The following is a 23,956-nucleotide window of genomic DNA, read 5'->3' as shown; positions in this document are numbered from 1 at the left end:
GCGCGACACCACCGTGCCCAGCGTGGAGACTCGAATCAGGGGCTGACCTTGAGGAGAGCTCATGGCCGGATTCCGGGATTTCCTGCTGCGGTTCCGGCCGGTCGGCCCGCCCGGCCGGGCGGCGCCCGGAGGCGTGCCCGCGGACCGCTCCGCCGAGCTTTCGGCCGAACTGGAGCCGCCGCTGACGTTGCTGGAGCGGGCCGAAGCGGAGGCACGGACCGTACGGGAGGAGGCCGCGCGCACCGCTGACGAGACCCGGCGCGCAGCCGAGCGGCAGGCCGAGGAGATCGTGGCCCGCGCCCGCGCCCGCGCGCACGACGTACGGGCGGGGAGCGCCGACCGGGTGCGCCGAGCCGCCGAGTCGGAGGCCGCGGAGTTGCTCGCCTCGTCGGAGCGCACGACGGCGATCCTGCGCCGGCGGGCCGATGCGCGCCTCCCCGAGCTGCTCGACCGCGTGGCGGCACTGGTGGCCGAGGATCTCGGTGACCCGGGGGCGGCCGCCCTGCTAACGCGCGAAGGGCACGGGGCGGCGGGAGAGGGAGGAGCGTGATGGGCGCCGGGTGGGTGGCCGGCGTCACCCGGGCCAGGGCCATGGTGTCCCGACGTCTCGGCGCCCAAGGTGTCCGGCGGCTGGCCACGGGCCGCACACTCGACGATGCCGTGCGCTATCTGGGGGCCACCTCCTACCGGCACGACCTCGGTGCCGACATGTCACTGGCCGATACGCAACGGGCGGTCGGCGCGGCCCTGCTGTGGCACCTACGGGTGCTGGCGGGTTGGCAGCCCCGGAGCGGTGCCGACGCCGTCCGCCTGCTCGCCGCCGGATTCGAGATCGCCAACGCCGAGGAACACCTCCGTACGGTGCGGGGAACCGGACTCCCCCACCCCGCACGTCCCTACCGGCTCGGCACGCTGGCGACCGCCTGGCCACGGCTCGCCCGCACAGCCTCACCGGCGGAGTTGCGGGCCGTGCTCACGGCTTCCGTATGGGGAGACCCGGGAGGCGAGTCACCGGCGGCGGTGGCCACCGGAATGCGGGCCTCCGCTGCGGTGCGGACGGCCGCCGCCCTGCCCGAAGCCGCGCGCTGGGCAGCGGGCCGACTGGCCCTGCTGGTCGGCCGCGAGGTGTTCGTCGTCGGCCGCCGTCTGGCGGAACCGATTGCCGGACGCGCCGGCCGGCTGCTCGGCCCCGTGGCCGTAAGGGCCACGTCGTTCGACGACTTCCGGCACCACCTGCCGGCCACGGCACGCTGGGCGCTGGACGGGGTCGACGAGGCGACGGACCTGTGGCGGGCGGAAGCCCGGTGGTGGGACCGGCTGGAACGGGACGGGCACCAGCTGCTCCGCGGGTCCCGTTGGGGCTCCGGGCCGGTGATCGGTGCCGTGGCACTGCTGTCCGCGGATGCCTGGCGGGTGCGAGGTGCACTGGAACTGGCCGCACGGGGCGGCGGGCCGACGGAGGTGCTCGATGCTCCGGGTTGAGTCCGTGGTACCCGTCCGCATGCAGCGGGTGGCGATCGTGGCCCCGCGCGAGGTCCTGCGGGACACCCTCGTCAGAATCGCCGAGGCGGGCTGTGTCGAGATCGACCGCATCGACGACGGGTCGGGGCCGCCGGGCTCGGCCACCCGCCGACTGCAACGCGCCCGTTCCGGGGCGGTCGGCGCGGTCCTCAGCTCCCGCCCGCCCGACCTCGATGCCCTGGAACGCGAGGGCCGTACGGATCTGCTGGCGGGCGAGGCACAACTGGAGGAGCGCCTGGCCGGCACGGTCCGGCGCGGGGCCGTCGCAGCCGTCGCCGGATGGTGCCCCAGCACCCGAGTCCCCACGACCGCCGCGTGGATCGCCGGTGCCGGCGGCGCCCTGGTGCCACTGCGGGCACCGCGCGGGATCGACCCGCCGACCATGCTGCGCAGCACGGGTGCCGTGCACCGTTCCTTCACGCCGTTGGTCCGGGCGTACGGAACCGTTCCCTATGCCGACCTCGACCCCACCCTGCCCGCCGGCCTGGTCTACGTGGTGATGTTCGGCGTGATGTTCGGCGACGCCGGGCACGGCGCACTGCTGTTGCTCGCCGCGCTGCTGCTGCGGCTCGGCCGCCCCCGCCGGCTGGCACCGCTCCACGCCCTGTGGCCGTTCGTGGCCGGAGCCGGTCTGGCCGGCACGCTGGCGGGGGTCGCCTACGGCGAATTCTTCGGCCCGACCGGGGTGTTGCCCGCGCTGTGGCGCAACCCCCTGGACGCGCCGGTCCAGCTGCTCACCGCCGCGGTCGGGCTCGGTGCCGTGCTGCTCGCGCTGGCCTACGGGGCCGGAACCGTCAACCGCTGGCGCGAGAACGGCGCGGCGGGTGCCCTGTACGCGGCGAACGGCCTCGCGGGGGCGGCGCTCTTCGTCGGACTCGCCGTGCTCGCCGGCGCGGTGTACCTGAGCCGCGGCGACCTCGCGCTCACCGGCGCGGCGCTCGCGCTCGCGGGCCTCTTCCTGGCCGGGTACGGCCTGTACGCCGCCACCGGCGGGGGTGCCGGTGGTGCCGCCCAGACCGGTGTGCGGCTCTTCGACGTGGTGGTGCGGATGGCCTCGAACGTGGTCTCGTTCGCGCGGCTGGCCGCGTTCGGAATCACCCATGCGGCACTCGGCTCGATCGTGTGGGAAGGCACCACGGCGCTGGCGGGCAGAGGGGCGGCGGCGCTGGTCGCCGCGGTCGTCGTTTTCGTCGTCGGCAACGCCCTCGCCTTCGCGTTGGAGGCGCTGATCACCGGGATCCAGGCGCTGCGCCTCGAATTCTACGAACTGTTCTCCCGCGTCTTCGAAGGGCAGGGCCGCCCGTTCCATCCCTGGCACCTGCCCGTACAGCACACGGAGGTGGCGCAGTGATCACCTGGCTCATCGCTCTCCCGGCCCTCGCCGTGGTCTTCACCGGCATCCGCCTGCTCATGCGCCGATGGGGCCGGACCGCCCTGCGCTGGGTGGTCGCAGCCGATGCGCTCCTGCTCGTGACAGCCGCCGTGCTGCTGGTGTTGGCCTTCGGTGACGGACCGGCGCAGGCCGCCTCCACGGCCGCGGCCGCGCAGCACTCCGGTTCCGGCTCGGCCGCGCTGATCGGCGCCGCCATCGCCGTTGCCGGGTCGTCGATCGGAGCGGCGATCGCCGTCGCCTACACCGGGGCCGCGGCGCTGGCCGCACTCAGCGAACGCCCCGAGCTCTTCGGCCGGGCGATGGTCATCGTCGGCCTCGCCGAAGGCATCGCCGTCTACGGCCTGGTCGTCGCCATCATCCTCCTCGGAAAGGCCTGACCGTGGCACGGGTGGCCGCCCTCGGTGAGCAAGTACGGGTGGCGGGGCTGGCACTGGCCGGGGTGACCGTCCTCGTCGCCGAGGAGCCTGACGCGGTGCGCGAGGCGTGGCAGGACATCGGGGAGGACATGGGGCTGGTGATTCTCACGCCGGGGGCGGCCGATGTCCTCGGTCCGGAGGTGTGCGAGCGCGTCTCCCCGCTCACCGCGGTGCTGCCGCCATGAGGACGCCGGTCCCAGGTGAGGCGGGTGCCGCCCTCGAACCGGTGCGCACCGAACTGCTCCGGGCTGCCCACGCAGATGCCCGGGCGCTGCTCGCCCGAGCGGATCGCGAGGCCGCGGACGTGCTGGATGCCGCCCGTGCCGAGGAGCGGGCGATCCTCGACGCCGCCCGCCGGCAGGGCGAAGCTGAGGGCGCGGCTGCCGGGCGGGCCGTTCTCCTGCAGGCCCGTCGTACCGCCAGGGCACGCGACCTGGGCGTGCGCAGGGAGGCCTACGAGCAGCTCCGCCTGCGCGCCGCCGAACGCGTCCGGGGGCTGCGGGACACCGACGGCTACGGCTCCGTCCTCGACCGGCTCACCCTTCGTGCCCGCGGGCTCCTGGGACCGGACGCGGACGTCACCGAGCATCCCGACGGTGGTGTGGTCGTCCGTGCCGGGGGGCGGTACGTCGACTGCACGCTGGACGCCCTCGCCGCACGCGCACTGGACCGGATCGGGCCGGAAGTGGAGAAACTGTGGGCGCGGTAGGAGCTTCGGGAGCCGGGACCACCGAGGCGGCCCGGCGACGTGAGCCGCCCGGCGGCGCCTGCCGCATCGTGCGCGTCGCCGGTCCCCTGGTCGAGATGGAGTACGCCGGAGGCACCGCGATGTACGACCTGGTCTCGCTCGGCGGGGCGGGACTGCCGGGTGAGGTGGTGGCGATCAGCGGCGGCGTGGTCACCGTGCAGGCCTACGAGTACACGGGCGGACTCGCGCCGGGGGACGTTGCGGCCGCCCAGGGCGGTCCGCTCTCGGCGAAGCTCGGTCCTCAGCTGCTCGGGGGCGTCTTCGACGGCTTGCTGCGCCCGCTGTCCGGCAGCGGGGACTGGCTGCGTCCCGGCGCCGCCCGGCCCGGGAACGGCCGGCGCACGTGGTCGTTCGTCCCCGGCGCGGGCATCGGGACCTGGGCTTCGGAGGGCGCCGCCGTGGGCGAACTCATCGGCGCGGGGCCGGTACGGGTACAGGTCCTCGTACCACCGGGCTGCGGCGGCGTGGTGGAGCGGATCTCCGCCGAGGGGCCCGTTCCACAGGACGCGGTGGTGGCCGTGGTGGGCGGCGCTGAAGTGCGGACCGGCACCTCGTGGCCGGTCCGGCGGCCGCGGCCGGTCCGCGAGCGGGGCGGTCCTCAGGAGCCGCTGAACACCGGCCAGCGGGTGATCGACCTGCTCTTCCCGGTCGCCAGGGGCGGCACGGTCGCCGTACCGGGCGGCTTCGGCACCGGGAAGACCGTGTTGCTCCAACAGATCGCCAAGTGGTGCGACGCCGATGTCATCGTCTACATCGGCTGCGGCGAACGGGGCAATGAGATGGCCGACGTCATCACCGAGCTCTCCGTACTGGAGGACCCCCGCACCGGGGGACGGCTGGCGGACCGGACCGTCACCATCGCCAATACCTCGAACATGCCGATGATGGCGCGGGAGGCGAGCATCTACACGGGCGCCACGGTCGCCGAGTACTTCCGGGACATGGGTCTCGATGTCGTCGTCATCGCCGACTCGACCTCGCGGTGGGCCGAGGCGCTGCGGGAATTCGCCTCCCGCACCGGTGAGTTGCCCGCGGAGGAGGGCTATCCGGCGGGGCTGGCCTCGGCGATCGCCGCGTTCTACGAGCGGGCGGGGACCGTCACCACGCTGGGCGGCGGCCGGGGGTCGGTCACCGTGATCGGCGCGGTGTCGCCGCCGGGTGGCGATCTGACCGAGCCGGTCGCCGCGCACACCGAGCGGTTCGTGCGCTGCCTGTGGTCGCTGGACCGCGACCTCGCCTACGGCCGTCACTACCCGGCCGTCTCCTGGTCGGGGTCCTTCTCCCGTGACGCGGAGGCGCTCGGCGCCCGGCGGGCGGCCACGGACCCGGCCTGGCCCGCGCGGCGCAACGGTATCGCCGCGCTGCTGGGTGAGGCGGACCGGCTGGCCGATCTCGTCGACCTGATCGGCATCGCCGCGTTGCCGGCCCGGGAGCGCATCAGCGTCCTCGCCGGGCGGCTGGTGCGCGAGGCGGTGCTCCAGCAGAGTGCCCTTTCCGCCCAGGACGCGTACTGCTCAGCGGACAAGACGGCGGCACTGGTCGACGCCGTGCTCGCGGTCGCCGGGCGCTGCCGGGAACTGGTCGATGCGGGCGTGCCGCCCGCCGTCGTCGAGGAAGCGGACTTCGGACCGCTGCTCCGCGCACGCGAGGACGTCGGCCCGCATGACGCAGCAGGTGTGGCGGCACGGAGGGACACCGTGCTCGCCCGGCTACGGGACATGCGGTGACCGGCTGGGGTGAGGTCGAATACACGACGGTGCGCGAGTTGCGTGGTCCGCTCGCCGTCGTCGAAGGGGTGTCGGGCGTCGGCTGGGACGAGTTCGTCCGGATCACCCTGGAATCGGGCGAGCAGCGGTACGGCCTGGTCCTGGAGGTGGACCGGGAACTCGCCGTCGTACAGGTGCTGGAGGACACCACGGGCATGGATCCGGCCGGCCTCCGGGTCGCCTTCGCGGGCGGGCCGCTGCGCATCCCCGTCGGGCCGGGCTGGCTGGGGCGGGCGTGCAACGGTCGTGGCGAGCCCGTCGACGGCGGGCCGCCGGTCTTCGCGGAGACCCGGGCAGCGGTGAGCGGCGACCCGATCAATCCGGTGCGACGCGAACCGCCGTCCGAGCCGGTGCTCACCGGTGTCGGTGCCGTCGACGGGCTGACCACCCTGGTACGGGGACAGAAGCTGCCGGTGTTCTCCGTGGCGGGGCTGCCGCACCTCGAACTCGCCACGCAGATCGCCGCCCAGGCCACTGCCGGCGGCGAACCGTTCAGTGTCGTCTTCGCCGCGATGGGTCTCACGCACCAGGATGCCGCTTTCGTGCGCGACGCTCTGGAGGAGCGCTCCGCCGCCGGTGAACTGGTTCTGCTGCTCAACACCGCCGACGACCCGGTGATCGAACGGATCCTCACCCCACGTGTCGCGCTGACCGTCGCCGAGCACCTCGCGTTCGCCGGCGGACGCCACGTGCTCGTGGTGATGAACGACATGACCAGCTACGCGGAGGCGCTGCGCGAGGTCTCGGCCGCTCGCGGCGAGATCCCGGCCCGTCGTGCGTACCCCGGCTACCTCTACAGCGACCTCGCCTCGCTCTACGAGCGCTGTGGGAAGATCCGCGGTCGTCCCGGTTCCGTCACCGTCCTGCCGGTCCTGACGATGCCCGCGGGCGATATCACCCACCCGGTCCCGGACCTGACCGGCTACATCACCGAGGGGCAGATCGTGCTGACGCGCGAGGCGCATGCGCGGGGCGTGTACCCACCGGTGGACGCCCTCTCCTCGCTGTCCCGCCTGATGCGCAAGGGCGCGGGCCCCGGCCGCACCCGCCCCGACCACCTGGACGTCGCGGCACAGCTGCTCGCCGCCCTCGCCCGGGCCCGGCAGGTCCGCGAACTGGCCGACCTGGTGGGGCAGTCGGGGCTCAGCCGGACCGACCTCCGGTACCTCGCGTTCGACGAGGCGTTTCTCCGGGACTTCGTGGCCCAGCGCAGCGACGAACTGCGTTCCCTGGACAACACGTTGGAGCGTGCCTGGCGCGTACTGCGTACGCTGCCCCGTAGCGAGTTGTCCATGCTCCCGGCCGAACTGCTCGACGGACAGGGCGTGAAGGAGACATCACCCGGGGCGGCGGGGAACGACGGGACGGGAGCGGACGAATGACCTCCGCGGCCCGCGCCTCCCCTTCCCGAGCCGGCCGTCTTCGCCTCCGGCGCAGTCTGGACGTGGCCCTGCGGGGAGCCGATCTCCTGGAACAGAAACTGCACATCCTGCAGGTGCGGCACGAGGCCCTCCGCGATGCCGAGCGGACGTGCGCGGGACGGTGGCACGAGAACGTGGCCGTGGCGGAGACCTGGCTGCTGAGGGCGCTCCTCCTGGGCGGTGAGCAGGCCCTGGCAGCAGCAGCGGAGGGGATGGGCCCCGCAGAGGTCACCGTCGACGAGACGTCCACCATGGGAGTGCGCCATCCGTCCGGCGCCTCCTGCTCGTTCCCGGACCGGGACCCCGTCGCGGCCGCCCCGAGGAACACCGCTCTGGCGCAGGCCGAGGCCGCGTACCGTGAGGCGGTGCGGGCGGCGGCCGACTACGCCGCGGCACGAGCGGCGGCCCGGCTCGTCGGCGCGGAACTGCTCCGCGTCCGTCATCGGGTCCGCGCCCTGCGGCGCCACTGGATCCCCCGCCTGGAGGAGGCGCTCGCCCGGGTGGGCCTCGCGCTCGAACAGACCGACCACGAGGACGCGGTCCGCCGCCGCTGGGCCGCACAGCAGGCCGGATCCCACGAGTGAGGTATCGGGTCCCCTCGGCACCGGTCAGGCGTCGTCCCGCGCCTCCGCCGTACCGTCGGGGCCGGTCGGCCCGTCGGGCAGGCCGTTGGGCCGGTCGGCTCATCAGGAAGGCCGTTCGGCCCTGTACCGGCGCCGGGCCGGTGGGCTTTACTGAAAGTGACGAGGAGGACATCGGAGACGCGGAGCAGCGGAGCGAAGCCGCGCACCGCGCAATCGGGACCCGCGAGAAGTGGGTGGTCCTCCTCGCCTTTTGTGTACGCGGATTTCCTGGGCGCGCGGCCGGGACGGGCCGGAGCGTCCGGACCCGGAGGAATCACCATGACCACTGCTCGAGAGATCATGCACGCCGGCGCCACCTGCGTGCAGGAGAACGAAACCCTGGAGAGCGCCGCGCGCCGGATGAGTGAGCTGGGTGTCGGTTCCCTCCCGATCTGCGGTCCGGATGACCGGCTGCACGGGATCATCACCGACCGTGACATCGTGGTGAAGTGCCTTGCCAAGGGCAAGGATCCCAAGACCATGACCGCGGGGGCCCTGGAACAGGGAAAGCCCGTCACCATCGATGCCGAAGCCGACGCGGACCAGGTGCTCCGGGCCATGGAGGAACACCGGATCCGGCGGCTTCCGGTCATCGCCGACCACCGCCTCGTCGGCATGATCAGCGAAGCGGACCTCGCACGCCACCTGACGGAGGAACAGGTGGGCCACTTCGTCGAGGTCATCGCGGGCTCCTGACTCTGCGGCGGACGGCCCCCTCCCGGGCCGGCGGCCGAGGTCGCCGGTCCGGAGCGGTGCGCCATGGGTCGTGGGAGGGCGCCACGGGTCATTGGAAGGCGGCGTGGATTTCCTGCTCGGTCGCGGTGTGGGAGACGACGAGGAGTTCGTCACCGGCCTGCAGCCGAATCTCGGGGGTGGGAACGGTGGGCTGGCCGTCCCGGATGACGGTGGTGATGACCGTGCCGGCGGGGAGCACGATGTCGGCCAGTGCCCGGCCGGCTGCGCGGGACTGCGCGGTGATCGCGGTTTCGATGACGTTGACGCCCGCCTTGCTCAGGCGGAGCAGCGCGACCGTATCGGTGGCGCCGGTCGCCTCTTCGATGAGCGAGATCAGCGGGGTGGCGGCGGGAACGGGGATGTCGACGCCCCAGCGGTGGTCGAACAGCCAGGTGTTCTCCGCGTCGTTGACACGGGCCGCGACCCGCGGGACGTCGAACCGCCGCTTGGCGAGCAGACTGATGACGAGGTTGTCCTCGTCGTTGCCGGTGGCGGCGATGAGCAGGTCGGTGGTGAGGGCGCCGACGTGCTCCAGGAAGCCGGGCTCGCAGGCCTCGCCGGCAGCGAGGCGCACGGCGAGGCGGCCTTCGAGTTCGGCGATCCGGGCCTCGTCGTGGTCGACGAGGGTGACGTCGTTCTGAGCCGCGGCGAGCACCTGGGCGATCTGGGTGCCGAGCCGGCCGGCGCCGACGATGAGGGCCTTCACGTCCCCAGCTCCTTGTCGAGGAAGCCGCGCAGGCGGCCGAGGGCGGTGGCTGCCACGGCGAAGGTGACCAGGTCGCCGGGTTCGGCGGGGGTGCCGTGCGCGGGCACGAGGGAACGGCCCGCGCGGGTGACCTCCACGACGCGGATCTCACCGTCGACGTCGAACTCGGTCAGCCGGCGTCCCGTGACGTAGGCGGGCAGCTCGGAACGGACCAGCAGGGTCTCCCCGTTGCCGAAGGAGAGTTCCGGCGTGAGGTGGCGGTGCAGCAGCATCCGGTGGATCTGATGCACCGTCCAGCGGACGCCGGCGACAGTGGGGATGCCCAGTTCGCGGTAGATGTCGGCACGGTCGGGGTCGTCGACCCGGGCGAGGACGAAGGGGACCCGGTACGTCTCCTTGGCGGTCCGGGCGCTGACGAGGTTGCTGCTGTCGGTGGCGGTGACGGCGACGAACGCGTCGGCGTGCTCGATGCCGGCGGCCTGAAGTACCGTACGGCTGAAGCCGTTTCCTTCGTGGAAGCGGCCGGTGAAGCCGACGGGCAGCAGCCTGCGTGCCGTGGTCAGAAGATCGACCACCCGTACGTCATGGCCCTCGATGGCGAGCCGGGCGGCGAGCCGGGATCCGACCCGTCCGCACCCGACGATGATCACTCTCATCGTCCTGCTCCCTTCCTGGCCCCGGACCGGTGGCTCCGCAGCCACCACTTGCGGGTTTCCTCAGCGGCCAGCAGCAGCACTCCGAAGCCCGCCAGGACCGCCCAGTCGGCCACAGCCAGCGGGGCGGTGTGGAAGACGGCCTGCAGCGCGGGCAGATAGCTGATCGCCGCCATCAGGCCGATGCCGAAACACCCCGCGGCCAGCAGCCAGGGATTGGACAGCAACCCGATCCGGAACACGCTCTGGCGCTCGGTACGCACGGCCAGCGCATTGAAGAACTGACTGACCACGATCCCCGCCTGAACCATGGTGATCGCCTCCCGGTAGACAGTGTCGTCCTCGGTGAAGCGGGAGTACGGGATCCCGGCGGCGTGGATGTGCCAGAAGAAGACGACGCACACGCCCAGCGCCTGGATGCCGCCCAGGAACAGGATCCGTCCCATCACGCCGGCCGAGAACAGCCGCTCCCGGCGGGAGCGCGGCGGGCGGTCCATGACGTCGGGTTCGGGCGGCTCGGCGCCCAGCGCCAGGGCGGGCAGGACGTCCGAGCCGAGGTCGATCGCGAGGATCTGCACGGCGGTGATCGGAACGAGCGGGAAGCCCACGAATGTCGCGGCCAGGATCGGGACGAGCTCGGCAATGTTGTGGCTGAAGAGGTAGATCAGGAACTTGCGGATGTTCTGGTAGACCGAACGGCCCAGTCGCACCGCCGTGGCGATGGAGGCGAACGAGTCGTCCAGCAGCACCATGACCGCCGCCTCCCGGGCGACGTCCGTCCCCGAGGCACCCATCGCCACGCCGATGTCCGCGTGCTTGAGGGCGGGGGCGTCGTTGGCCCCGTCACCGGTCACCGCGACCACCTCGCCACGGCGTTGGAAGGCGGTGACCACCCGCATCTTGTGCTCGGGACTGACCCGGCACAGCAGCAGCTCGGCCGGCCCGGCGAGCAGGCCGTCCAGGGCGTCGTCGTCCATCGTGTCGAGGGATGCACCGGTCACCACGGTGGGAACGGCCCGCCGCACGATGTCCACCCGGCGGGCCACGGCCTCGGCGGTCAGCGGATGGTCGCCGGTGACCATGACGATACGGATTCCGGCCCGCCGGCAGGCGTCGACCGCCGCACTGACCTCCGGCCGCGGCGGGTCGAGCATGCCGACCAGACCGAGCAGCGTGAGCCCGGATTCCGCCTCGTCCTGGACGGCCCCGGGGCCGCTCACCGGCCGCCAGGCCGCCGCCAGCACACGCAGTCCCTGGGAGGCGAGTTCGTCGTTCACCGCGATGACGTCGGCGCGCAGCTCGTCCGTCAGGGCCCGCCGCTCGCCCTTCCAGTCGATGTCGGTGCACCGGGCGAGCAGCTCTTGCGGGGCCCCTTTGACGTACGCGCGGTAGGTGTCGCCGTCCGGGGACCGGTGCACGGTGCTCATCAGCTTGCGGACCGAGTCGAACGGGTTCTCCGTCACGCGCGGTGCACGGCCCTCCTCGGCGACCGGATCGATCCCGGCCTTCTCAGCGGCGACGAGCAGCGCCCCCTCGGTGGTGTCGCCGAGCACCCGCCAGCCCTCGTGCGCGGGCCGGGGGCTCCTCCCGTCGTCGGTAGCGGGAGGCACCAGCCGGGCGTTGCAGCACAGGGCCGCGGCCCGCAGCAGCTCGCGTACGGCCAAGGGGTCGGTGACCTCGCCGACCGGCGCGTAGCCCACGCCCGAGACGGGATGCGATGCGCCGCCCGCCCATATCTGCGTGACGGTCATCTCGGCCTGCGTCAGCGTTCCGGTCTTGTCCGTGCACACGACCGTGGTGGACCCCAGTGCCTCCACCGCCAGCAGCTTCTTCACCAGCGCGTGTCTGCGGGCCATCCGTCGTACGCCGATCGCCAGCGACACGGACAACGTCGCGGGCAGGCCCTCCGGCACCAGGGCGACCATCACCCCCAGTGCGAACACGAACGTTTCCACGAACGGCTGACCGGTCGGCACCCGCACCACGAACAGGGCCGCCCCGATGGCCAGGGCCACCCCCGCCACCCGGCGGGCCATCGACGCCACCTGGAGCTGCAGCGGGGTCTTCTGCCCCGGCGCCGCCGCCGCGAGCCGGAAGATCCGGCCGAACTCGGTGGCCGCGCCGGTGGCGAACACCACGGCCTTCGCGGTCCCGGCGACGACGTCCGTGCCCATGAACACGCAGTTGCGCGCCTCCAGCAGTGGTCCGGCCGCCTCCGCGTCGCCGGTGCGGCCGACCGCCTCGCTCTCCCCGGTCAGCGCCGCGTTGTTCACCGATACCTCGTGCGCCTCGATCAGGCGGCAGTCCGCCGACACGGCGTCCCCGGCCTCCAGGACCACGACATCGCCCGGCACCAGGTCGCGCGCGGGCACCTCCTGCCGCTCCCCCTCGCGCAGCACCCGGCAGGTGTGCGGCACCATCGCCTGCAGGGACTGCGCGGTCCGCTCGGCGGAGTACTCCTGGGCGAAGCCGATGGACGCGTTCAGCACCACCACGGCGAGGATGGCCACGGCCAGCCGGAACGTGCCGGCGTCCGGGGGCTGCTGCAGCTCGTAGGCGAGAAAGGTGATCGCGGACGCGACGAGCAGGACGATCGCGAACAGGTCGGTGAACTGCGCCGCCAGTTGCCGCCACACGCCCCGGCGTCGGGCGCGTGGCAGCTCGTTGGGGCCGTACCGGTCCCGCCGCGCCACCGCGTCCGCCGCGCTGAGCCCCCGCGGCGAGGTGTCGAGCGCAGCGAAGACGTCGCCGGGTGCCGCCGTCCGCACCCGGGAGCCCGCCGCTTCGACACCGGCCGTCGGCCCCGGTACGTCACCGGGGGTCAGGAGCTGAGTCATGCCGGGCGCGATCCGGGGGCCCGCCTACGGTGGGCCGGAAGCCGACGTACCATGCTCCTCACCCCGTGCGCGCGACGAGGAAGTCGGCGCTGCTCGCCAGCGTGGTGAGGTGCGGCGTGTCCTCGTCCTCGATCCGGGTCCCGGCCCGTTTGCCGAGGATCTCGATGTACGTCAGGAAGTCGAGCGAGTCGAGTTCCAGCGCGTCCCGGAACGTGTCGTCGGGCCCCAGGGCGGTGAAGTCGGCGTCCGGAACGATCTCGGCCAGCGATGCCTTCACCATGTCGAGTGCTTCTTCGCGCTTCATAGTTCCTCCGGGCTCTGCAAGAGGCGGTCGACGGTGGTGAGGAATCGGGCCCCGACCGCTCCGTCGGTGGCCCGGTGGTCCGCGGACAGGGTGGCCGTGACCACAGGCCGTACGCCGAGGAGGCCGTCGACCGCCCACGGCCGTTCCACGACGCGGCCGAAGCCCACCAAGGCCACCTGGGGCGGATGGATCACGCCGAGCACGGATTCGACTCCCTGGTCGCCCAGATTGGTGACGGTGATCGTGGGACCGGACACCTCGGTACCCCGCAACCTGCCCGTACGGGCCCGGGCGACCAGGTCCTTCATGTCCGCCATCAGCCGCGGAAGTTCGAGGGCATCGGCGTCGCGCAGCACGGGGGCGACCAGTCCGCCACCGCGCAGTGATACGGCCACGCCCAGGTGCACCCCGTCGCCGGCGGTGAAGTGGTCATCGGTCCAGAAGCCGTTGAGCTGGGGCACCTTTCGGGCCGCTCGGGCCGCGGCCTTGAGCAACAGGGCCGCGGGAAGGAGCCGTTCGCCGACCGGGCAGCGGCGGTTGTGCTCGTGCATCCATTCCAGCGCGGCCGTCATGTCGACGGTCGTGGACAGGTAGTAGTGCGGGATGTCCCGGTTCGCTCGGCTCATCAGGCCCGCGATGGCCTCGCGCATCCTCGCCGGCCGACGGTCCTGGACGGGTGGGGCAGGCGGGGCCGGTGCCTCGCCTTCGGTCTTCGGCTCGGCGGGCACGGTCGGGCCGGGTGCCGCCGCGCGCACGTCCGCGGCGCGCACGGCGCCGTCGTGGCCGGTACCCGTCACTGCGGACAGGTCGACGCCCAGCTCGCGTGCCAGTCGCCGGGCGAAGGGGGTGGCACGGCCGGGCAGCCGGGGCGTCGCGGCGGCACGTTCGACATCGGCACGGGTGACGCGTCCGCCCTGCCCGGACCCGTGGAGGGCGTCCAGGTCGACTCCGGCCCGCTCCGCGAGGCGCCGGATCAGGGGGCCGGCCTCGCCGTGGACACTCTCGGGGCGGCCCGGGGCCCGGGAATCGGCCCGGCCGGTGGCCGTAACGGCCGCGGGGAGCTCCGCGTGACCCGGCGTCGGCCCGGCGGTGGGTGCCTGCTCCGGCCCGGTTCGCGATGGGGCCCGCGCCGCCTCCGCCTTCCGGCGCTTGCGGGCCTCCGCGCCCGCCTCCGGCTCGGGCGCCCCGGTCTCCCCCACCGGCTCGATCCACGCGAGCGGTGTCCCGACCGGGACGGTCGTACCGGGCTCCACGAGCAACCGCCCGACCCTGCCCGCCTCGAAGCACTCCACCTCGATCGCGGACTTCGCGGTCTCGACGACCGCGACCGGATCCCCTCTGCGGACCTCGTCACCGGCCCGCACCAGCCACTCCTGCAGCGTCCCCTCGTCCATGTCGGCGCCCAAGGACGGCATCGTGAACTCTGCCATCGTCAGTCCACCGCCCGATGCGCGGCCGCGACGACATCGGCGGTCTGCGGCAGAGCGGCCCGTTCGAGCAGGCGAGCGTACGGGATGGGGACTTCCGCACTGCAGACCCGTTCCACCGGTGCGTCCAGTTCGTAGAGCGACCCTTCGGCGATCCGCGCCGACACCTCCGCGGCGAGACTGCCACTGCGCCATGCCTCGTCGATGACCACCGCGCGGTGTGTCCGCGCCACCGAGGCGGCGATGGCCTCGCCGTCGAGCGGTCGCAGCGTGCGCAGGTCGACGACCTCGGCACTGATTCCCTCCGCCGCAAGTTCGTCCGCCGCCGCGAGGACCTTCGGAAGCGAACCACCGTACGTGATCAGGGAGATGTCCGTGCCCCGCCTCCGGACCGCGGCATGGTCGAGGTCCACCGCGGGGACGGACGGTGGCAGTTCGCCGTCGGTGTTGTAGAGGCTGCCGTGCTCGAAGATCAGTACCGGATCGGGATCGGCCAGTGCCGGGGCCAGCATGTGGCGGGCGTCCACCACGGTCGCCGGGGCGAGCACGCGGATGCCGGGAATGTGTGCGTACCACCCTTCCAGACTGTGGGAATGCTGTGCGGCGAGCTGTCGGCCCGCCCCCGTGGTCATGCGGATGACGAGGGGTACGGGCAATTGGCCGCCCGACATGTGCAGCAGCGTGGCGGCGTTGTTGAGGATCTGGTCGAGGGCGAGCAGGCTGAAGTTGACCGTCATGATCTCGACGATCGGCCGCATTCCGGACAGCGCGGCACCGATGCCCGCGCCCACGAACGCCGACTCCGACAGCGGTGTGTCACGGACGCGTTCCGACCCGAACTCCTCCAGCAGGCCGAGGCTCACGCCGAAGCAGCCGCCGTACCTACCCACGTCCTCGCCCATCAGGAAGACCCGGTCGTCGGCGCGCAGCGCCTCACGAAGGGCCTCGCGCATCGCCTCCCGGTACGTCGTCGTGCGCTCTTCGGGCCGAGGAGCTCCCGTGGTCACGTCATCCCTCCGGCAGCGCTGGTGACGTGCCGCAGCAGATCTGCGACCGGCTCCTCGGGGGCCTGTTCGGCCGCCTCGACAGCGGCTTCGACCTCCTGGGTGACCCGGCCTTCGATGTCGGCCAGTTGCTGGTCACCCAGTTCGTGCTCGTCACGCATGCGGTCCCTGAGCCGGTCGACCGGGTCCTGGGCCTTCCACTCCTCGATCTCCGCCTTGTCGCGGTAGCGGTCCGGGTCGTACATGGAGTGGGCGCGGAACCGGTAGGTGCGCATTTCGAGGAAGTGCGGTCCGCCGCCGCCCCGGATGCTCTCGGCGGCCCGGCGGGCCGCGCGTTCGACGGCCTCGACGTCCATACCGTCCACCGCCCATGCCGCCATTCCGTACGAGGCGGCGCGCAGCGCCAGATCGGTCTGCGCCTCGTGCCGTTCGATGGCCGTCCCCATGGCGTAAAGGTTGTTCTCACAGACGAACAGCACCGGCAACTGCCACAGGGCGGCCAGATTCGCGGTCTCGTGGAACTCCCCTTCGGCGTACGCGCCGTCTCCGAAGAAGCAGCAGATGACACAGGGTTGTTGGCGCATCCGCGCGGCGAGTGCGAGCCCCGCGGCCAGCGGGAGCCCGCCGGCGACGATCGCGTTGCCGCCGTAGAAGCGGCGTCCGGCGTCGAAGAGGTGCATGGATCCGCCGCGGCCCCCGCTGCAGCCGGTCGATTTGCCGTACATCTCGGCCATCACGTCATCGGCCGGGATTCCCCGGGCGAGCGCGTGGCCGTGCTCGCGGTACGTGGCGACCACCGCGTCCTCGGGTGTCAGGGCTTCGTTGACGCCGACGGCGACGGCCTCCTCCCCGATGTAGAGGTGGACGAAACCGCGTATCTTGCCCGCGCTGTACAACTCGACACAGCGCTCCTCGAAACGCCGGATGCGCAGCATGGCGTGCAGCAGTCGCTGACGGTGCTCGGCCCTCGACCGGTCGGCGGCGGGCGCCGCTACGGTCTCCGCGGCCGCCGGACCCGCCCTGGTCCGACGCGCGTTCGCCATGTCGGCCCGCTTGGCGGTGGTGGCAGGCGTCCGTCTGCGGGTGCCGCGCGCTGTGCTCATGCCGATCCCTCCAGAGTGGACAGGTCGCCGGTGGGCAATCCGAGTTCGCGGGCGCGCAGCAGCCGGCGCATCACCTTCCCGCTGCGGGTCCTGGGCAGGTTCTGGTCGAAGGCGATCTCCCGCGGCGCGACGGCGGGCCCCAACCGGCGGCGGGCGAAGGCCAGCAGTTCCCGCTCCATCGCCGGCGTGGGCTCGGCGCCGGGGTGCAGCGACACGAACGCCTTGACGACGTTCCCGGCCACGGGGTCGGGCCGTCCGATCACCCCGGCCTCGGCGACCGCCGGGTGCTCCATCAACGCGCTCTCCACCTCGAAGGGGCCGACCAGGTGCCCCGCAGACTTGATGACGTCATCGGCACGCCCCACGAACCAGTACCACCCGTCCTCGTCCCGCCTGGCGAGATCGCCGGTCAGGTACCAGCCGTCGGCGAACGCGGCCTCGTAACGCTTCCGGTCGTTCAGATAGCCACGGAACATGGACGGCCAGCCGGGCCGCAACGCCAACTCGCCTTCGACACCGGGCTCTTGAAGCTCCTTCACCCTGCCGTCGGTGATCGACGCCCGCCCGTCCTCGCCGCGCTCCAGGACCGTCGCCTCGACGCCCGGCAGCGGCCGCCCCATCGAACCGGGCCGGATCTCGCACGCGGCATAGTTCGCGATCATGATGCAACCGGTCTCGGTCTGCCACCAGTTGTCGTGGACGGGCAGGCCCAGCACCTCCTGACCCCACACCACGGCCTCGGGGTTGAGGGGCTCGCCGACGGACGCGACGAAGCGGAGTCGCGACAGGTCGTGGGCGGCGGGCAGCTCGTGGCTCCCGTGCCGGGGGGTGGTGCGCATGAGCATGCGCAGAGCCGTGGGCGCGGTGTACCAGACGCTGACGCGCTGCTCGTCGAGGATCCGGTACCAGCGCCGGGCGTCGTAGTCGCCCTCGTCGACCACCAGCGTCACACCATGGACGAGCGGAGCGATGATGCCGTACGACATGCCGGTGACCCAGCCGGGGTCGGCGGTGCACCAGTACACGTCCTCGGGATGCAGATCGAGTGCGTACGCCGCCGTGGCGTGCTGCGCGACGACCGCCTCGTGCACGTGGATCGCGCCCTTGGGAGCACCGGTGGTCCCACTGGTGAAGTGCAGCAGTGCTCGGTCCTCGGGAGAGGTCGGCGGGATGGTGAACTGCTCGGACGCGGCCGCGGTCAGCGCGTCGAACGACAGCGTGCCGGGCAGTTCGTCCGCGCCGGGGCCGACGATGAGGACGTGTGCGAGCCCCGTGAGTGACGGCCTGCGCTCCGCGACCTTGCGTCGGTAGAGGGCCGCCGTGGTGACCAGCACCTTCGCGTCGCCGAGCCTGAGGCGCTGCTCGACAGGGTCGGGACCGAACGCGGAGAACAGCGGGCAGAGCACGCTCGTGTTCTTGAGGGTGCCCAGCACGGTCATGTAGAGCTCCGGACACCGGCCGAGCAGGGTGACCACCACGTCTCCGGAGCCGACACCCAGCGACCGGAGCACGTTCGCGAAGCGGGCCGTACGACGGGCCAGCTCGGCGTAGGTGACGGTCGACACGGCGTCGTCGCGCCCGATGCACCGCAGTGCGACCTTGCCGCCGTGATCGGGACCCGCATGCCGGTCGACGGCCTCGTGCGCCATGTTCAGTCCCCGCGCGCCGGGCAGGCCGTCCAGCTCGGTGCGCGCCTGTGACCAGGTGAAATCGGCACGAACCTGTTCGTAGTCGGCGAGATTCGGGGGAACGGCCGGTGCCTCGGCCTTGCGGATCGTCTCCCAGCTCATCGCTTGTCCTTCCGGAGCCTGCCGCTGCTTCCAGAATCGCGGATCCCGGCCCGGCGTGCATGGGGCCGAAGGGCTCGATGACGGATCCGGGCGGGCCGGTCCACGGATCAACCGGGTGGCAGTTCGAGCACCGAGCTGTCCCCAGGGGCGACCGTGACCGCTCGGTCGGGGAGCACCAGGCGGATGGGAGCCTCCTCGGAGTCGGGCACGGTGATCCGCAGCCGGCCGGCGTGCAGCCGCATGCCCACACCCCAGTGGCCGCGGTAGCGCAGCGAAAAGCCGTACTCGGACAGCTCCGGCAGCGGCACCGGGTCCAGTCTCAGGGCCTCCTCCCGGCTTTCGAGTCCGGTCAGGCCGCGCTGTACCAGGTCCAGGGTGCCGGCCATCGCGCCGAGGTGGATGCCCTCACCTGTGGTGCCACCCTGCAGGTCGGCCACGTCTCCTTCGAGCGCGTCCCGGCAGTACTCCCAGGCGTCGCCACGGTGCACGCGGGCGAGCACCCAGCCGTGGACGAGGCCGCTGAGGGTGGACCCGTGGCTGGTGCGGCGCAGGTAGTACTCGACGGTGTTGCGCCAGCTCTCGTCCGTCAGGGGGTAACCGAGCCGCTGGAAGAGGTCCGCCAGCTCGGCGTGCGAGAAGAGGTAGCCGAGCATCAGCACATCGGCCTGCTTGGAGGCCTGATAGCGGTTGACCGTGTCCCCTTCCGCCTCCAGGATGCGGTCCAGCCGCCGGATGTTCCCGTACCGCTTGCGGTACGCGGCCCAGTCGAGCTCGACGAGGTCGCCGTAGCCGGCGAACTGGCTGATCACGCCCTGGTGGAAGGGGACCCGCAGCCGCCGTGAGATCTCCTCCCACTCGTGGAGTTCGCCGCCGTCCAGCCGGAGCCGCTCGAACAGGTCCTGCCTGCGCCACGCAGGGAGACGGCGGACGAGTTCGAGAGCTCGCATGAGGACCCACGCCGCGGTGACGTTGGTGTACGCGTTGTCGTCCAGACCCGGCTGTACGGCGCCCGGGTAGCCGTCGTGGTACTCGTCCGGGCCGACCACACCGCGGATGCGGTAGCGGCCGAGGGCTGGGTCGTGTACGGCGCTGTCCGCCCAGAAGCGCGCGATCTGGAGCAGCATCTCAGCGCCCTTGGTGTGGAGGAATTCGGTGTCACCGACCGCCTCGCAGTACTGCCACACGTTGTAGGCGATGGCGGAGCCGACGTGGCGCTGAAGCCGGGAGTGGTCCGGCAGCCAGCGCCCGGACCGTGGGTTGAGGTGCAGTTCCTGGGTCTCCTCGCGCCCGTCGCTGCCGCTCTGCCACGGGTACATCGCTCCGCTCCTGCCCGCCTCGGCGGCTGCGCGGCATGCCTGGGGCAGCCGCCGGTGACGGTAGTTGAGCAAGGCGCGCGCCACCTCGGGGAAGTGCAGGTTCAGGTACGGCAGGACGAACAGCTCGTCCCAGAAGACGTGACCCCGGTACGCCTCTCCGTGCAGCCCCCGGGCGGGGACGCCGGCGTCCAGCTCCGCTGTGTGCGGCGACAGCGTCTGCAGCACATGGAAGAGATGCAGCCGCAGGACCCGGCCGGCCTCCCCCGGCACGTACACCTCCGCCCGCCGCCACAGTCCCTCCCAGGCGGCAGCGTGGGAGTTCCGCAGCGCGGAGAAGTCAGGGGCGGTCCCGGCCCGGTCGAGTGCCGCCGCGAGCGGGTTGCTGATCGCCGGGTCCCGCGAGGTGTGGAGCGCGACCGTCTTCTCCACGACCACGGGCTCTCCCGGGGCAAGGGGGACGACCATGCGGTGCGCGGCCCGACGTCGGCCGGGGTGCAGAGACGACGACGTGCCCGGCCGACCGACGACTGTGGTGCGGGCCGCCAGGCTGATGCCGATGTCCGAGCCGCTGGTACGGCAGCGCAGCCACACCGTGTCGGGTTCCGCGGCACCGGTTTGGACATGGGCCAGGTGAGCACGGTTGAGGGACCGGTACCGGTGCACATTGCCGTTGATCACGTCGCCGTCGATGGCGGACTCCACCTCGATCGATCCGGCCCGGCCCTCGGCGGTGAACTCGGTGCGCAGCGCGGCCAGGTGCGGGTCCCCCATGTGCACCAGACTGCACTGCTCGACTCCCACGACGCCGCCCGCACCGCCCGGAAATCGGAAGCGGCGCGTCAGCGTGCCCCGGCGCAGGTCCAGCACCTGTCGGTAGCCGACCGGGGCGCAGATGTCCGGGGAGAACCACGGCTCGGCCGAGCCGTCCGCACCGCTGAGGCGGAACCGCAGCCGCAGCCAGTTCGGAAGGTTGACCACATCCTCGTTCTCGACTCGCCGGCCGGCCACGGTCGATTCCAGGCGGTTGTAACACCCGGCAACGTACGTGCCCGGATAATGCACCAGACCGGCCTTGCTCTCGGGCGCTGCGCCGCGGGTCGCGAAGTAGCCGTTGCCGAGCGTGCACAGCGACTCCCGCAACCGTTCGGCAGCGGGGTCGTAGCCCTCGTACTCCCAGGTCCACTCCGGCATGTCCGGGCCTCGCATCCGTTGCGCTCAGACCGCAGCCGTAGGCGGCCCCACGTACCGGAACGTCACGCTCGTTGGGGGACCACGGCCACCGGGCAGGCGGAGTGGTGCAGCACGGTGTGGTTGACCCGGCCGAGCTGCAGCCCGAAGTGGCCGTGGCGCCGCAGGGCCCCCACAACCAGCAGGTCCGCTTGGGCCGTGGCATCCAGCAGGACCCGCTGGGCAGGCCCCTCGGTCGCCTGCTGGTGCACCTCGACCGCAGGGTGGTCCGATGCCGCAGTGCGCAGCGCCTCGGCGAGCAGCGCCGAGGCGCGCTCCTCGTGGGAACGGACGGCGGAGTCGGTCGGAAGCGCGGAGTCCGCCGTCTCGTGGGCCGGGAGGCGCCATGCGTGTATCGCGCGAAGGGTGCCCTGGCGCACCTCGGACTCCCGGAAGGCGAACCTGATGGCGGCCGACTGCCCCGGGGTGTCCCCCACTCCGAGAACGACCTGGTGAAAGGCCCCCTGCCGATTCTGCTCAGCACCACGGACGACGATGACCGGGCACACGGCGCGGGCCGCCAACGCGAGGCTCACCGAGCCCAGCAGCAGCCCGGCGAGCCCGCCGCGCCCGCGGGACCCGGTGACCAGCGCGAAGGCTTCCCGTCCCGCGCTCTGCAGTGCGGAGACGGCGTCATCGGGCACCACCACGCCCGACACCTTCACGCCCTGGTCACGCAGCCGGGCCCGCTCCTCGCAGGACGCGACGATGTGTTCGGCCAGCACCTGATCGGCGGGGCGGTCGGTGGCGAACGACGGCTGGACGCCTTCGTAGCGCTCCCACCGCGAGGCGTGAACCAGGCGCAGCGGTACGCCGTGGCGGGCCGCCTCCTCCACCGCCCAGTCCACGGCCTCCAGACTGGAGTCGGAACCGTCCACACCCACGACCAGCGGGAGCTCCATCGTCCCCACCACCTTCCTGAGACCTGCCCGCTTCCTGAGACCTGCCCGCGGCGCTGCAAGGCCCTTCCGATCCACCGTCGCACCGCCCGGGTTCCGTCGCGAGACGCGGTGCCGACCTGCTGTATCGTGCCGAGGCGCGCCACGGCTGCGCGGGGTGGCAGGGACGGGGCGCCGGCGGCGTCATCGGCCGGCGTCGCTGCGGACAGCGGTTGGGGGTCACCGAAGCCGCACCCGGCCGTTCGCGATGCCTCAGTCGGTCTCGATGCGTCGTCCAGTGAGGCGCTCGGGTTCGATGAGCACCCAGAGCGGTCGTTCGCCGCCCGCCCAGGGCTTGGTATGGGCCCGTTCGGTCAGCCGGCGTACGGCCGCGGGTTCGGTGACGGCCCGGGCCGGACCGAGGACGAGCACACTCCAGCCCCGGCTCATGGCGTCGTCCACCTGGTCGACCTCGAACGCCACCCTCGTCCCGGCAGCCGCTGCAACGACCGTTCCGGGCGCGGTCCGGAAAGCGATCGCGCCATCGACGACCTCGTAATTCACCGGGACCACCGCCAGCCCGTCGGGCGTCGTCACGGCGATGCGTCCCACCCCGTGCGTCGACAGCCGGGCCCGGCATTCCTCCGGATCGAGCTCCCGTAGTTGCGGGTGGTACCCGGCCTCGCCGCCACCGGGCGGCAGATCGACCCCGCCACCGCGCAGCCGCCGCACGGTGGTGCCCAGCGCACCGGCCAGCCCGTTGAGTGTGCCGCTGGTCGGATTCGCCGGCCGTTCCTCAAGGTAGGCCAGGTAGGACGCCGAGATGCCACTGCGCGCGGCCACCTCCGCCCGGGTGAGCCGTTGCCGCCTGCGCTCATGGGCCACCCGGCGGCCTATGTCGCCGGGGTCGAGCGGCCAATGGGTGGGCTGCTCCGACACCGACAGCTCCGGCGGGGTCCGCCCGGCCTCCGGCTGATGTGAGAGGTGCTGGATGTGCGCGTCCGGGCCCGGGAACACGAGGGTCACCTCGTTCGTGTCCGCCCAGCGCACCTCGTAGGGCGGAGTCCCGTCCTCGTGGGGAACCCGGACGATTTCGCCGTCCCGTCTGACCGCGCCCGTGGACGGACTCTCCACCACGAGCTGGTCCCCGATGTGAGCCCGCATGTCATCGCCCCGCTCTCCGACTCTGCTGTGACATGCCTTCTTCCAACGTGGCACAGCGGCAGGCCGACGGCATGCGCCCACCGGGCCACCCACCAGGGCCGAACGGATCCGATGCGACTTCCCACCACGAAAGGGCCGGTCGGCTCATCCGGCGCGGACCGCACCGGACCAGGATGGAGAGGTGGCGGGGCGACCGGCCCTCATGATCCGCCCGGAGGGAGAAGCACATGCAGCACCGAACGGTCGGGGAACTCATGACCAGGGGCGTCATCCAGGTACAGCCGCAGACGCCGTTCAAGGAGATCGTCCGGACGCTGGCGGAGAACGATGTCACCGCCGTCCCGGTGGTCGATGCGGCAGGCCGTCCGATGGGGGTGGTGTCCGAGGCGGATCTGCTCCGCAAGTCGGCGGACCAGACCGATCCGTCCGGCCGGACCCCGATCCCTCATCTGGAGGCGTGGGAACGGGCCAAGGCCGAAGGCTCACGGGCGGAGGAGCTGATGTCGGCTCCCGCGGTGTGCGCGCGGGAGGAGTGGACCGTGGTCGAGGCAGCCCGCCTGATGGCGGTCCAGAACGTCAAGCGGCTTCCCGTGGTGGACGAGACCGACAAGTTGGTGGGCATCGTCAGCCGCGGTGACCTCCTGCGGATCTTCCTGCGGCACGACCACGCGATCCGCGCCGAGATCACCCAGGATCTGCTGCACCGGACACTGGGCCTCGCCCCTTCCGGCGTGACCGTCGAGGTGCGCGAAGGGCAGGTCACTCTCACCGGAACCGTCCCGGCCAAGAGCCTGATCCCCGTGATCGAGCGATTGTGCCTCAGCGTCGACGGCGTGGTCTCGGTCTCCGAGCACCTTGCCTACGAGACGGACGACACCCGGAGCACCGTCGTCGGGACCTGAGCCGTCTCCGTCTCTCCGCACG

The 23,956-nt window shown here is 72.4% G+C and carries 22 protein-coding genes; 11 read left to right on the top strand and 11 right to left on the bottom strand.

Annotation, left to right across the window (positions count from 1 at the left end):
- The first annotated feature begins 61 nt into the window (after positions 1-61).
- From ACFV1J_RS11840 to ACFV1J_RS11795, 10 genes are all read left to right on the top strand, one after another.
- Complete coding sequence (locus tag ACFV1J_RS11840) at positions 62-550, top strand: hypothetical protein (RefSeq protein ID WP_385857164.1); 489 nt, start codon at positions 62-64, stop codon at positions 548-550.
- Complete coding sequence (locus ACFV1J_RS11835; protein WP_385857163.1) at positions 550-1,482, top strand: V-type ATPase subunit; 933 nt, start codon at positions 550-552, stop codon at positions 1,480-1,482. Before ACFV1J_RS11840 ends, ACFV1J_RS11835 begins: the two co-directional genes overlap by 1 nt.
- Complete coding sequence (locus ACFV1J_RS11830; protein ID WP_385857162.1) at positions 1,469-2,872, top strand: V-type ATPase 116kDa subunit family protein; 1,404 nt, start codon at positions 1,469-1,471, stop codon at positions 2,870-2,872. The genes ACFV1J_RS11835 and ACFV1J_RS11830 overlap by 14 nt, the downstream gene beginning before the upstream one ends.
- Entirely contained in the window at positions 2,869-3,291 is a 423-nt protein-coding gene (locus tag ACFV1J_RS11825) for an ATP synthase subunit C (protein ID WP_385857161.1), read from the top strand. The genes ACFV1J_RS11830 and ACFV1J_RS11825 overlap by 4 nt, the downstream gene beginning before the upstream one ends.
- Before the next feature lie 11 nt (positions 3,292-3,302).
- Positions 3,303-3,515: a hypothetical protein gene (locus tag ACFV1J_RS11820; RefSeq protein WP_385857160.1), complete on the top strand. Its 213-nt coding sequence runs from the start codon at positions 3,303-3,305 to the stop codon at positions 3,513-3,515.
- Positions 3,512-4,039 (top strand): hypothetical protein, encoded by a 528-nt coding sequence (locus ACFV1J_RS11815; RefSeq protein ID WP_385857159.1) that lies wholly within the window; start codon positions 3,512-3,514, stop codon positions 4,037-4,039. The genes ACFV1J_RS11820 and ACFV1J_RS11815 overlap by 4 nt, the downstream gene beginning before the upstream one ends.
- A complete protein-coding gene (locus ACFV1J_RS11810) occupies positions 4,027-5,805 on the top strand; it encodes a V-type ATP synthase subunit A (RefSeq protein WP_385857158.1) in 1,779 nt (592 codons plus the stop codon). Before ACFV1J_RS11815 ends, ACFV1J_RS11810 begins: the two co-directional genes overlap by 13 nt.
- Positions 5,802-7,226: a V-type ATP synthase subunit B gene (locus tag ACFV1J_RS11805; protein ID WP_385857157.1), complete on the top strand. Its 1,425-nt coding sequence runs from the start codon at positions 5,802-5,804 to the stop codon at positions 7,224-7,226. The genes ACFV1J_RS11810 and ACFV1J_RS11805 overlap by 4 nt, the downstream gene beginning before the upstream one ends.
- Entirely contained in the window at positions 7,223-7,849 is a 627-nt protein-coding gene (locus ACFV1J_RS11800) for a V-type ATP synthase subunit D (RefSeq protein WP_385857156.1), read from the top strand. The genes ACFV1J_RS11805 and ACFV1J_RS11800 overlap by 4 nt, the downstream gene beginning before the upstream one ends.
- 318 nt (positions 7,850-8,167) lie before the next feature.
- Entirely contained in the window at positions 8,168-8,584 is a 417-nt protein-coding gene (locus tag ACFV1J_RS11795; RefSeq protein WP_385857155.1) for a CBS domain-containing protein, read from the top strand.
- Between the two features lie 88 nt (positions 8,585-8,672).
- Here the strand turns inward: ACFV1J_RS11795 and ACFV1J_RS11790 are convergent, their stop codons facing one another.
- The 11 genes from ACFV1J_RS11790 to ACFV1J_RS11740 all read right to left on the bottom strand — a co-directional run bounded on the left by ACFV1J_RS11790 (position 8,673) and on the right by ACFV1J_RS11740 (position 23,032).
- Positions 8,673-9,329, bottom strand: a complete 657-nt coding sequence (locus ACFV1J_RS11790) for a potassium channel family protein (RefSeq protein WP_385857154.1) — start codon at positions 9,327-9,329, stop codon at positions 8,673-8,675.
- Positions 9,326-9,985, bottom strand: a complete 660-nt coding sequence (locus tag ACFV1J_RS11785) for a potassium channel family protein (RefSeq protein ID WP_385857153.1) — start codon at positions 9,983-9,985, stop codon at positions 9,326-9,328. Before ACFV1J_RS11785 ends, ACFV1J_RS11790 begins: the two co-directional genes overlap by 4 nt.
- On the bottom strand, positions 9,982-12,819 hold the full coding sequence (locus ACFV1J_RS11780; protein ID WP_385857152.1) for a cation-translocating P-type ATPase: 2,838 nt from the start codon (positions 12,817-12,819) through the stop codon (positions 9,982-9,984). Before ACFV1J_RS11780 ends, ACFV1J_RS11785 begins: the two co-directional genes overlap by 4 nt.
- A gap of 58 nt (positions 12,820-12,877) precedes the next feature.
- The gene (locus ACFV1J_RS11775; RefSeq protein WP_385857151.1) at positions 12,878-13,123 is read right to left on the bottom strand and encodes an acyl carrier protein; all 246 of its coding nucleotides are present in this window, start codon (positions 13,121-13,123) and stop codon (positions 12,878-12,880) included.
- A complete protein-coding gene (locus tag ACFV1J_RS11770) occupies positions 13,120-14,553 on the bottom strand; it encodes a dihydrolipoamide acetyltransferase family protein (RefSeq protein WP_385857150.1) in 1,434 nt (477 codons plus the stop codon). The genes ACFV1J_RS11775 and ACFV1J_RS11770 overlap by 4 nt, the downstream gene beginning before the upstream one ends.
- Positions 14,554-14,555: 2 nt before the next feature.
- A complete protein-coding gene (locus ACFV1J_RS11765) occupies positions 14,556-15,503 on the bottom strand; it encodes an alpha-ketoacid dehydrogenase subunit beta (RefSeq protein ID WP_385857275.1) in 948 nt (315 codons plus the stop codon).
- A 50-nt stretch (positions 15,504-15,553) separates the two neighbouring features.
- Positions 15,554-16,489 (bottom strand): pyruvate dehydrogenase (acetyl-transferring) E1 component subunit alpha, encoded by a 936-nt coding sequence (gene pdhA / locus ACFV1J_RS11760; RefSeq protein ID WP_385857274.1) that lies wholly within the window; start codon positions 16,487-16,489, stop codon positions 15,554-15,556.
- 164 nt (positions 16,490-16,653) lie between these two features.
- Entirely contained in the window at positions 16,654-18,447 is a 1,794-nt protein-coding gene (gene acsA / locus ACFV1J_RS11755) for an acetate--CoA ligase (RefSeq protein WP_385857149.1), read from the bottom strand.
- 107 nt (positions 18,448-18,554) lie between these two features.
- Entirely contained in the window at positions 18,555-20,954 is a 2,400-nt protein-coding gene (locus ACFV1J_RS11750) for a glycoside hydrolase family 65 protein (protein WP_385857148.1), read from the bottom strand.
- A 62-nt stretch (positions 20,955-21,016) separates the two neighbouring features.
- Positions 21,017-21,892, bottom strand: coding sequence for a universal stress protein (locus ACFV1J_RS11745; protein WP_385857147.1), 876 nt, complete (start codon positions 21,890-21,892; stop codon positions 21,017-21,019).
- Between the two features lie 249 nt (positions 21,893-22,141).
- Complete coding sequence (locus tag ACFV1J_RS11740) at positions 22,142-23,032, bottom strand: pyridoxamine 5'-phosphate oxidase family protein (protein ID WP_385857146.1); 891 nt, start codon at positions 23,030-23,032, stop codon at positions 22,142-22,144.
- Between the two features lie 227 nt (positions 23,033-23,259).
- On the opposite strand from ACFV1J_RS11740, the gene ACFV1J_RS11735 reads away from it, so the two are divergent.
- Positions 23,260-23,934: a CBS domain-containing protein gene (locus ACFV1J_RS11735; protein WP_385857145.1), complete on the top strand. Its 675-nt coding sequence runs from the start codon at positions 23,260-23,262 to the stop codon at positions 23,932-23,934.
- The last annotated feature ends 22 nt before the right edge of the window (positions 23,935-23,956 follow it).

It is taken from the genome of Streptomyces sp. NPDC059649 (assembly GCF_042734445.1).
In the GTDB taxonomy this organism is placed as follows: domain Bacteria; phylum Actinomycetota; class Actinomycetes; order Streptomycetales; family Streptomycetaceae; genus Streptomyces.
Note: the sequence above shows the minus strand (reverse complement) of the source record. Positions and strands in the feature narration are given on the sequence as shown.

Bases quoted from the DNA above. Each gene is read 5' to 3' on its own strand.
- ACFV1J_RS11840 (WP_385857164.1), top strand. From the start codon at position 62: ATGGCCGGATTCCGGGATTTCCTGCTGCGGTTCCGGCCGGTCGGCCCG.
- ACFV1J_RS11835 (WP_385857163.1), top strand. From the start codon at position 550: ATGGGCGCCGGGTGGGTGGCCGGCGTCACCCGGGCCAGGGCCATGGTG.
- ACFV1J_RS11830 (WP_385857162.1), top strand. From the start codon at position 1,469: ATGCTCCGGGTTGAGTCCGTGGTACCCGTCCGCATGCAGCGGGTGGCG.
- ACFV1J_RS11815 (WP_385857159.1), top strand. From the start codon at position 3,512: ATGAGGACGCCGGTCCCAGGTGAGGCGGGTGCCGCCCTCGAACCGGTG.
- ACFV1J_RS11800 (WP_385857156.1), top strand. From the start codon at position 7,223: ATGACCTCCGCGGCCCGCGCCTCCCCTTCCCGAGCCGGCCGTCTTCGC.
- ACFV1J_RS11795 (WP_385857155.1), top strand. From the start codon at position 8,168: ATGACCACTGCTCGAGAGATCATGCACGCCGGCGCCACCTGCGTGCAG.
- ACFV1J_RS11785 (WP_385857153.1), bottom strand. From the start codon at position 9,985: ATGAGAGTGATCATCGTCGGGTGCGGACGGGTCGGATCCCGGCTCGCC.
- ACFV1J_RS11780 (WP_385857152.1), bottom strand. From the start codon at position 12,819: ATGACTCAGCTCCTGACCCCCGGTGACGTACCGGGGCCGACGGCCGGT.
- ACFV1J_RS11775 (WP_385857151.1), bottom strand. From the start codon at position 13,123: ATGAAGCGCGAAGAAGCACTCGACATGGTGAAGGCATCGCTGGCCGAG.
- ACFV1J_RS11770 (WP_385857150.1), bottom strand. From the start codon at position 14,553: ATGGCAGAGTTCACGATGCCGTCCTTGGGCGCCGACATGGACGAGGGG.
- ACFV1J_RS11765 (WP_385857275.1), bottom strand. From the start codon at position 15,503: ATGCGCGAGGCCCTTCGTGAGGCGCTGCGCGCCGACGACCGGGTCTTC.
- pdhA (WP_385857274.1), bottom strand. From the start codon at position 16,489: ATGCTGCGCATCCGGCGTTTCGAGGAGCGCTGTGTCGAGTTGTACAGC.
- acsA (WP_385857149.1), bottom strand. From the start codon at position 18,447: ATGAGCTGGGAGACGATCCGCAAGGCCGAGGCACCGGCCGTTCCCCCG.
- ACFV1J_RS11750 (WP_385857148.1), bottom strand. From the start codon at position 20,954: ATGCCGGAGTGGACCTGGGAGTACGAGGGCTACGACCCCGCTGCCGAA.
- ACFV1J_RS11745 (WP_385857147.1), bottom strand. From the start codon at position 21,892: ATGGAGCTCCCGCTGGTCGTGGGTGTGGACGGTTCCGACTCCAGTCTG.
- ACFV1J_RS11740 (WP_385857146.1), bottom strand. From the start codon at position 23,032: ATGCGGGCTCACATCGGGGACCAGCTCGTGGTGGAGAGTCCGTCCACG.
- ACFV1J_RS11735 (WP_385857145.1), top strand. From the start codon at position 23,260: ATGCAGCACCGAACGGTCGGGGAACTCATGACCAGGGGCGTCATCCAG.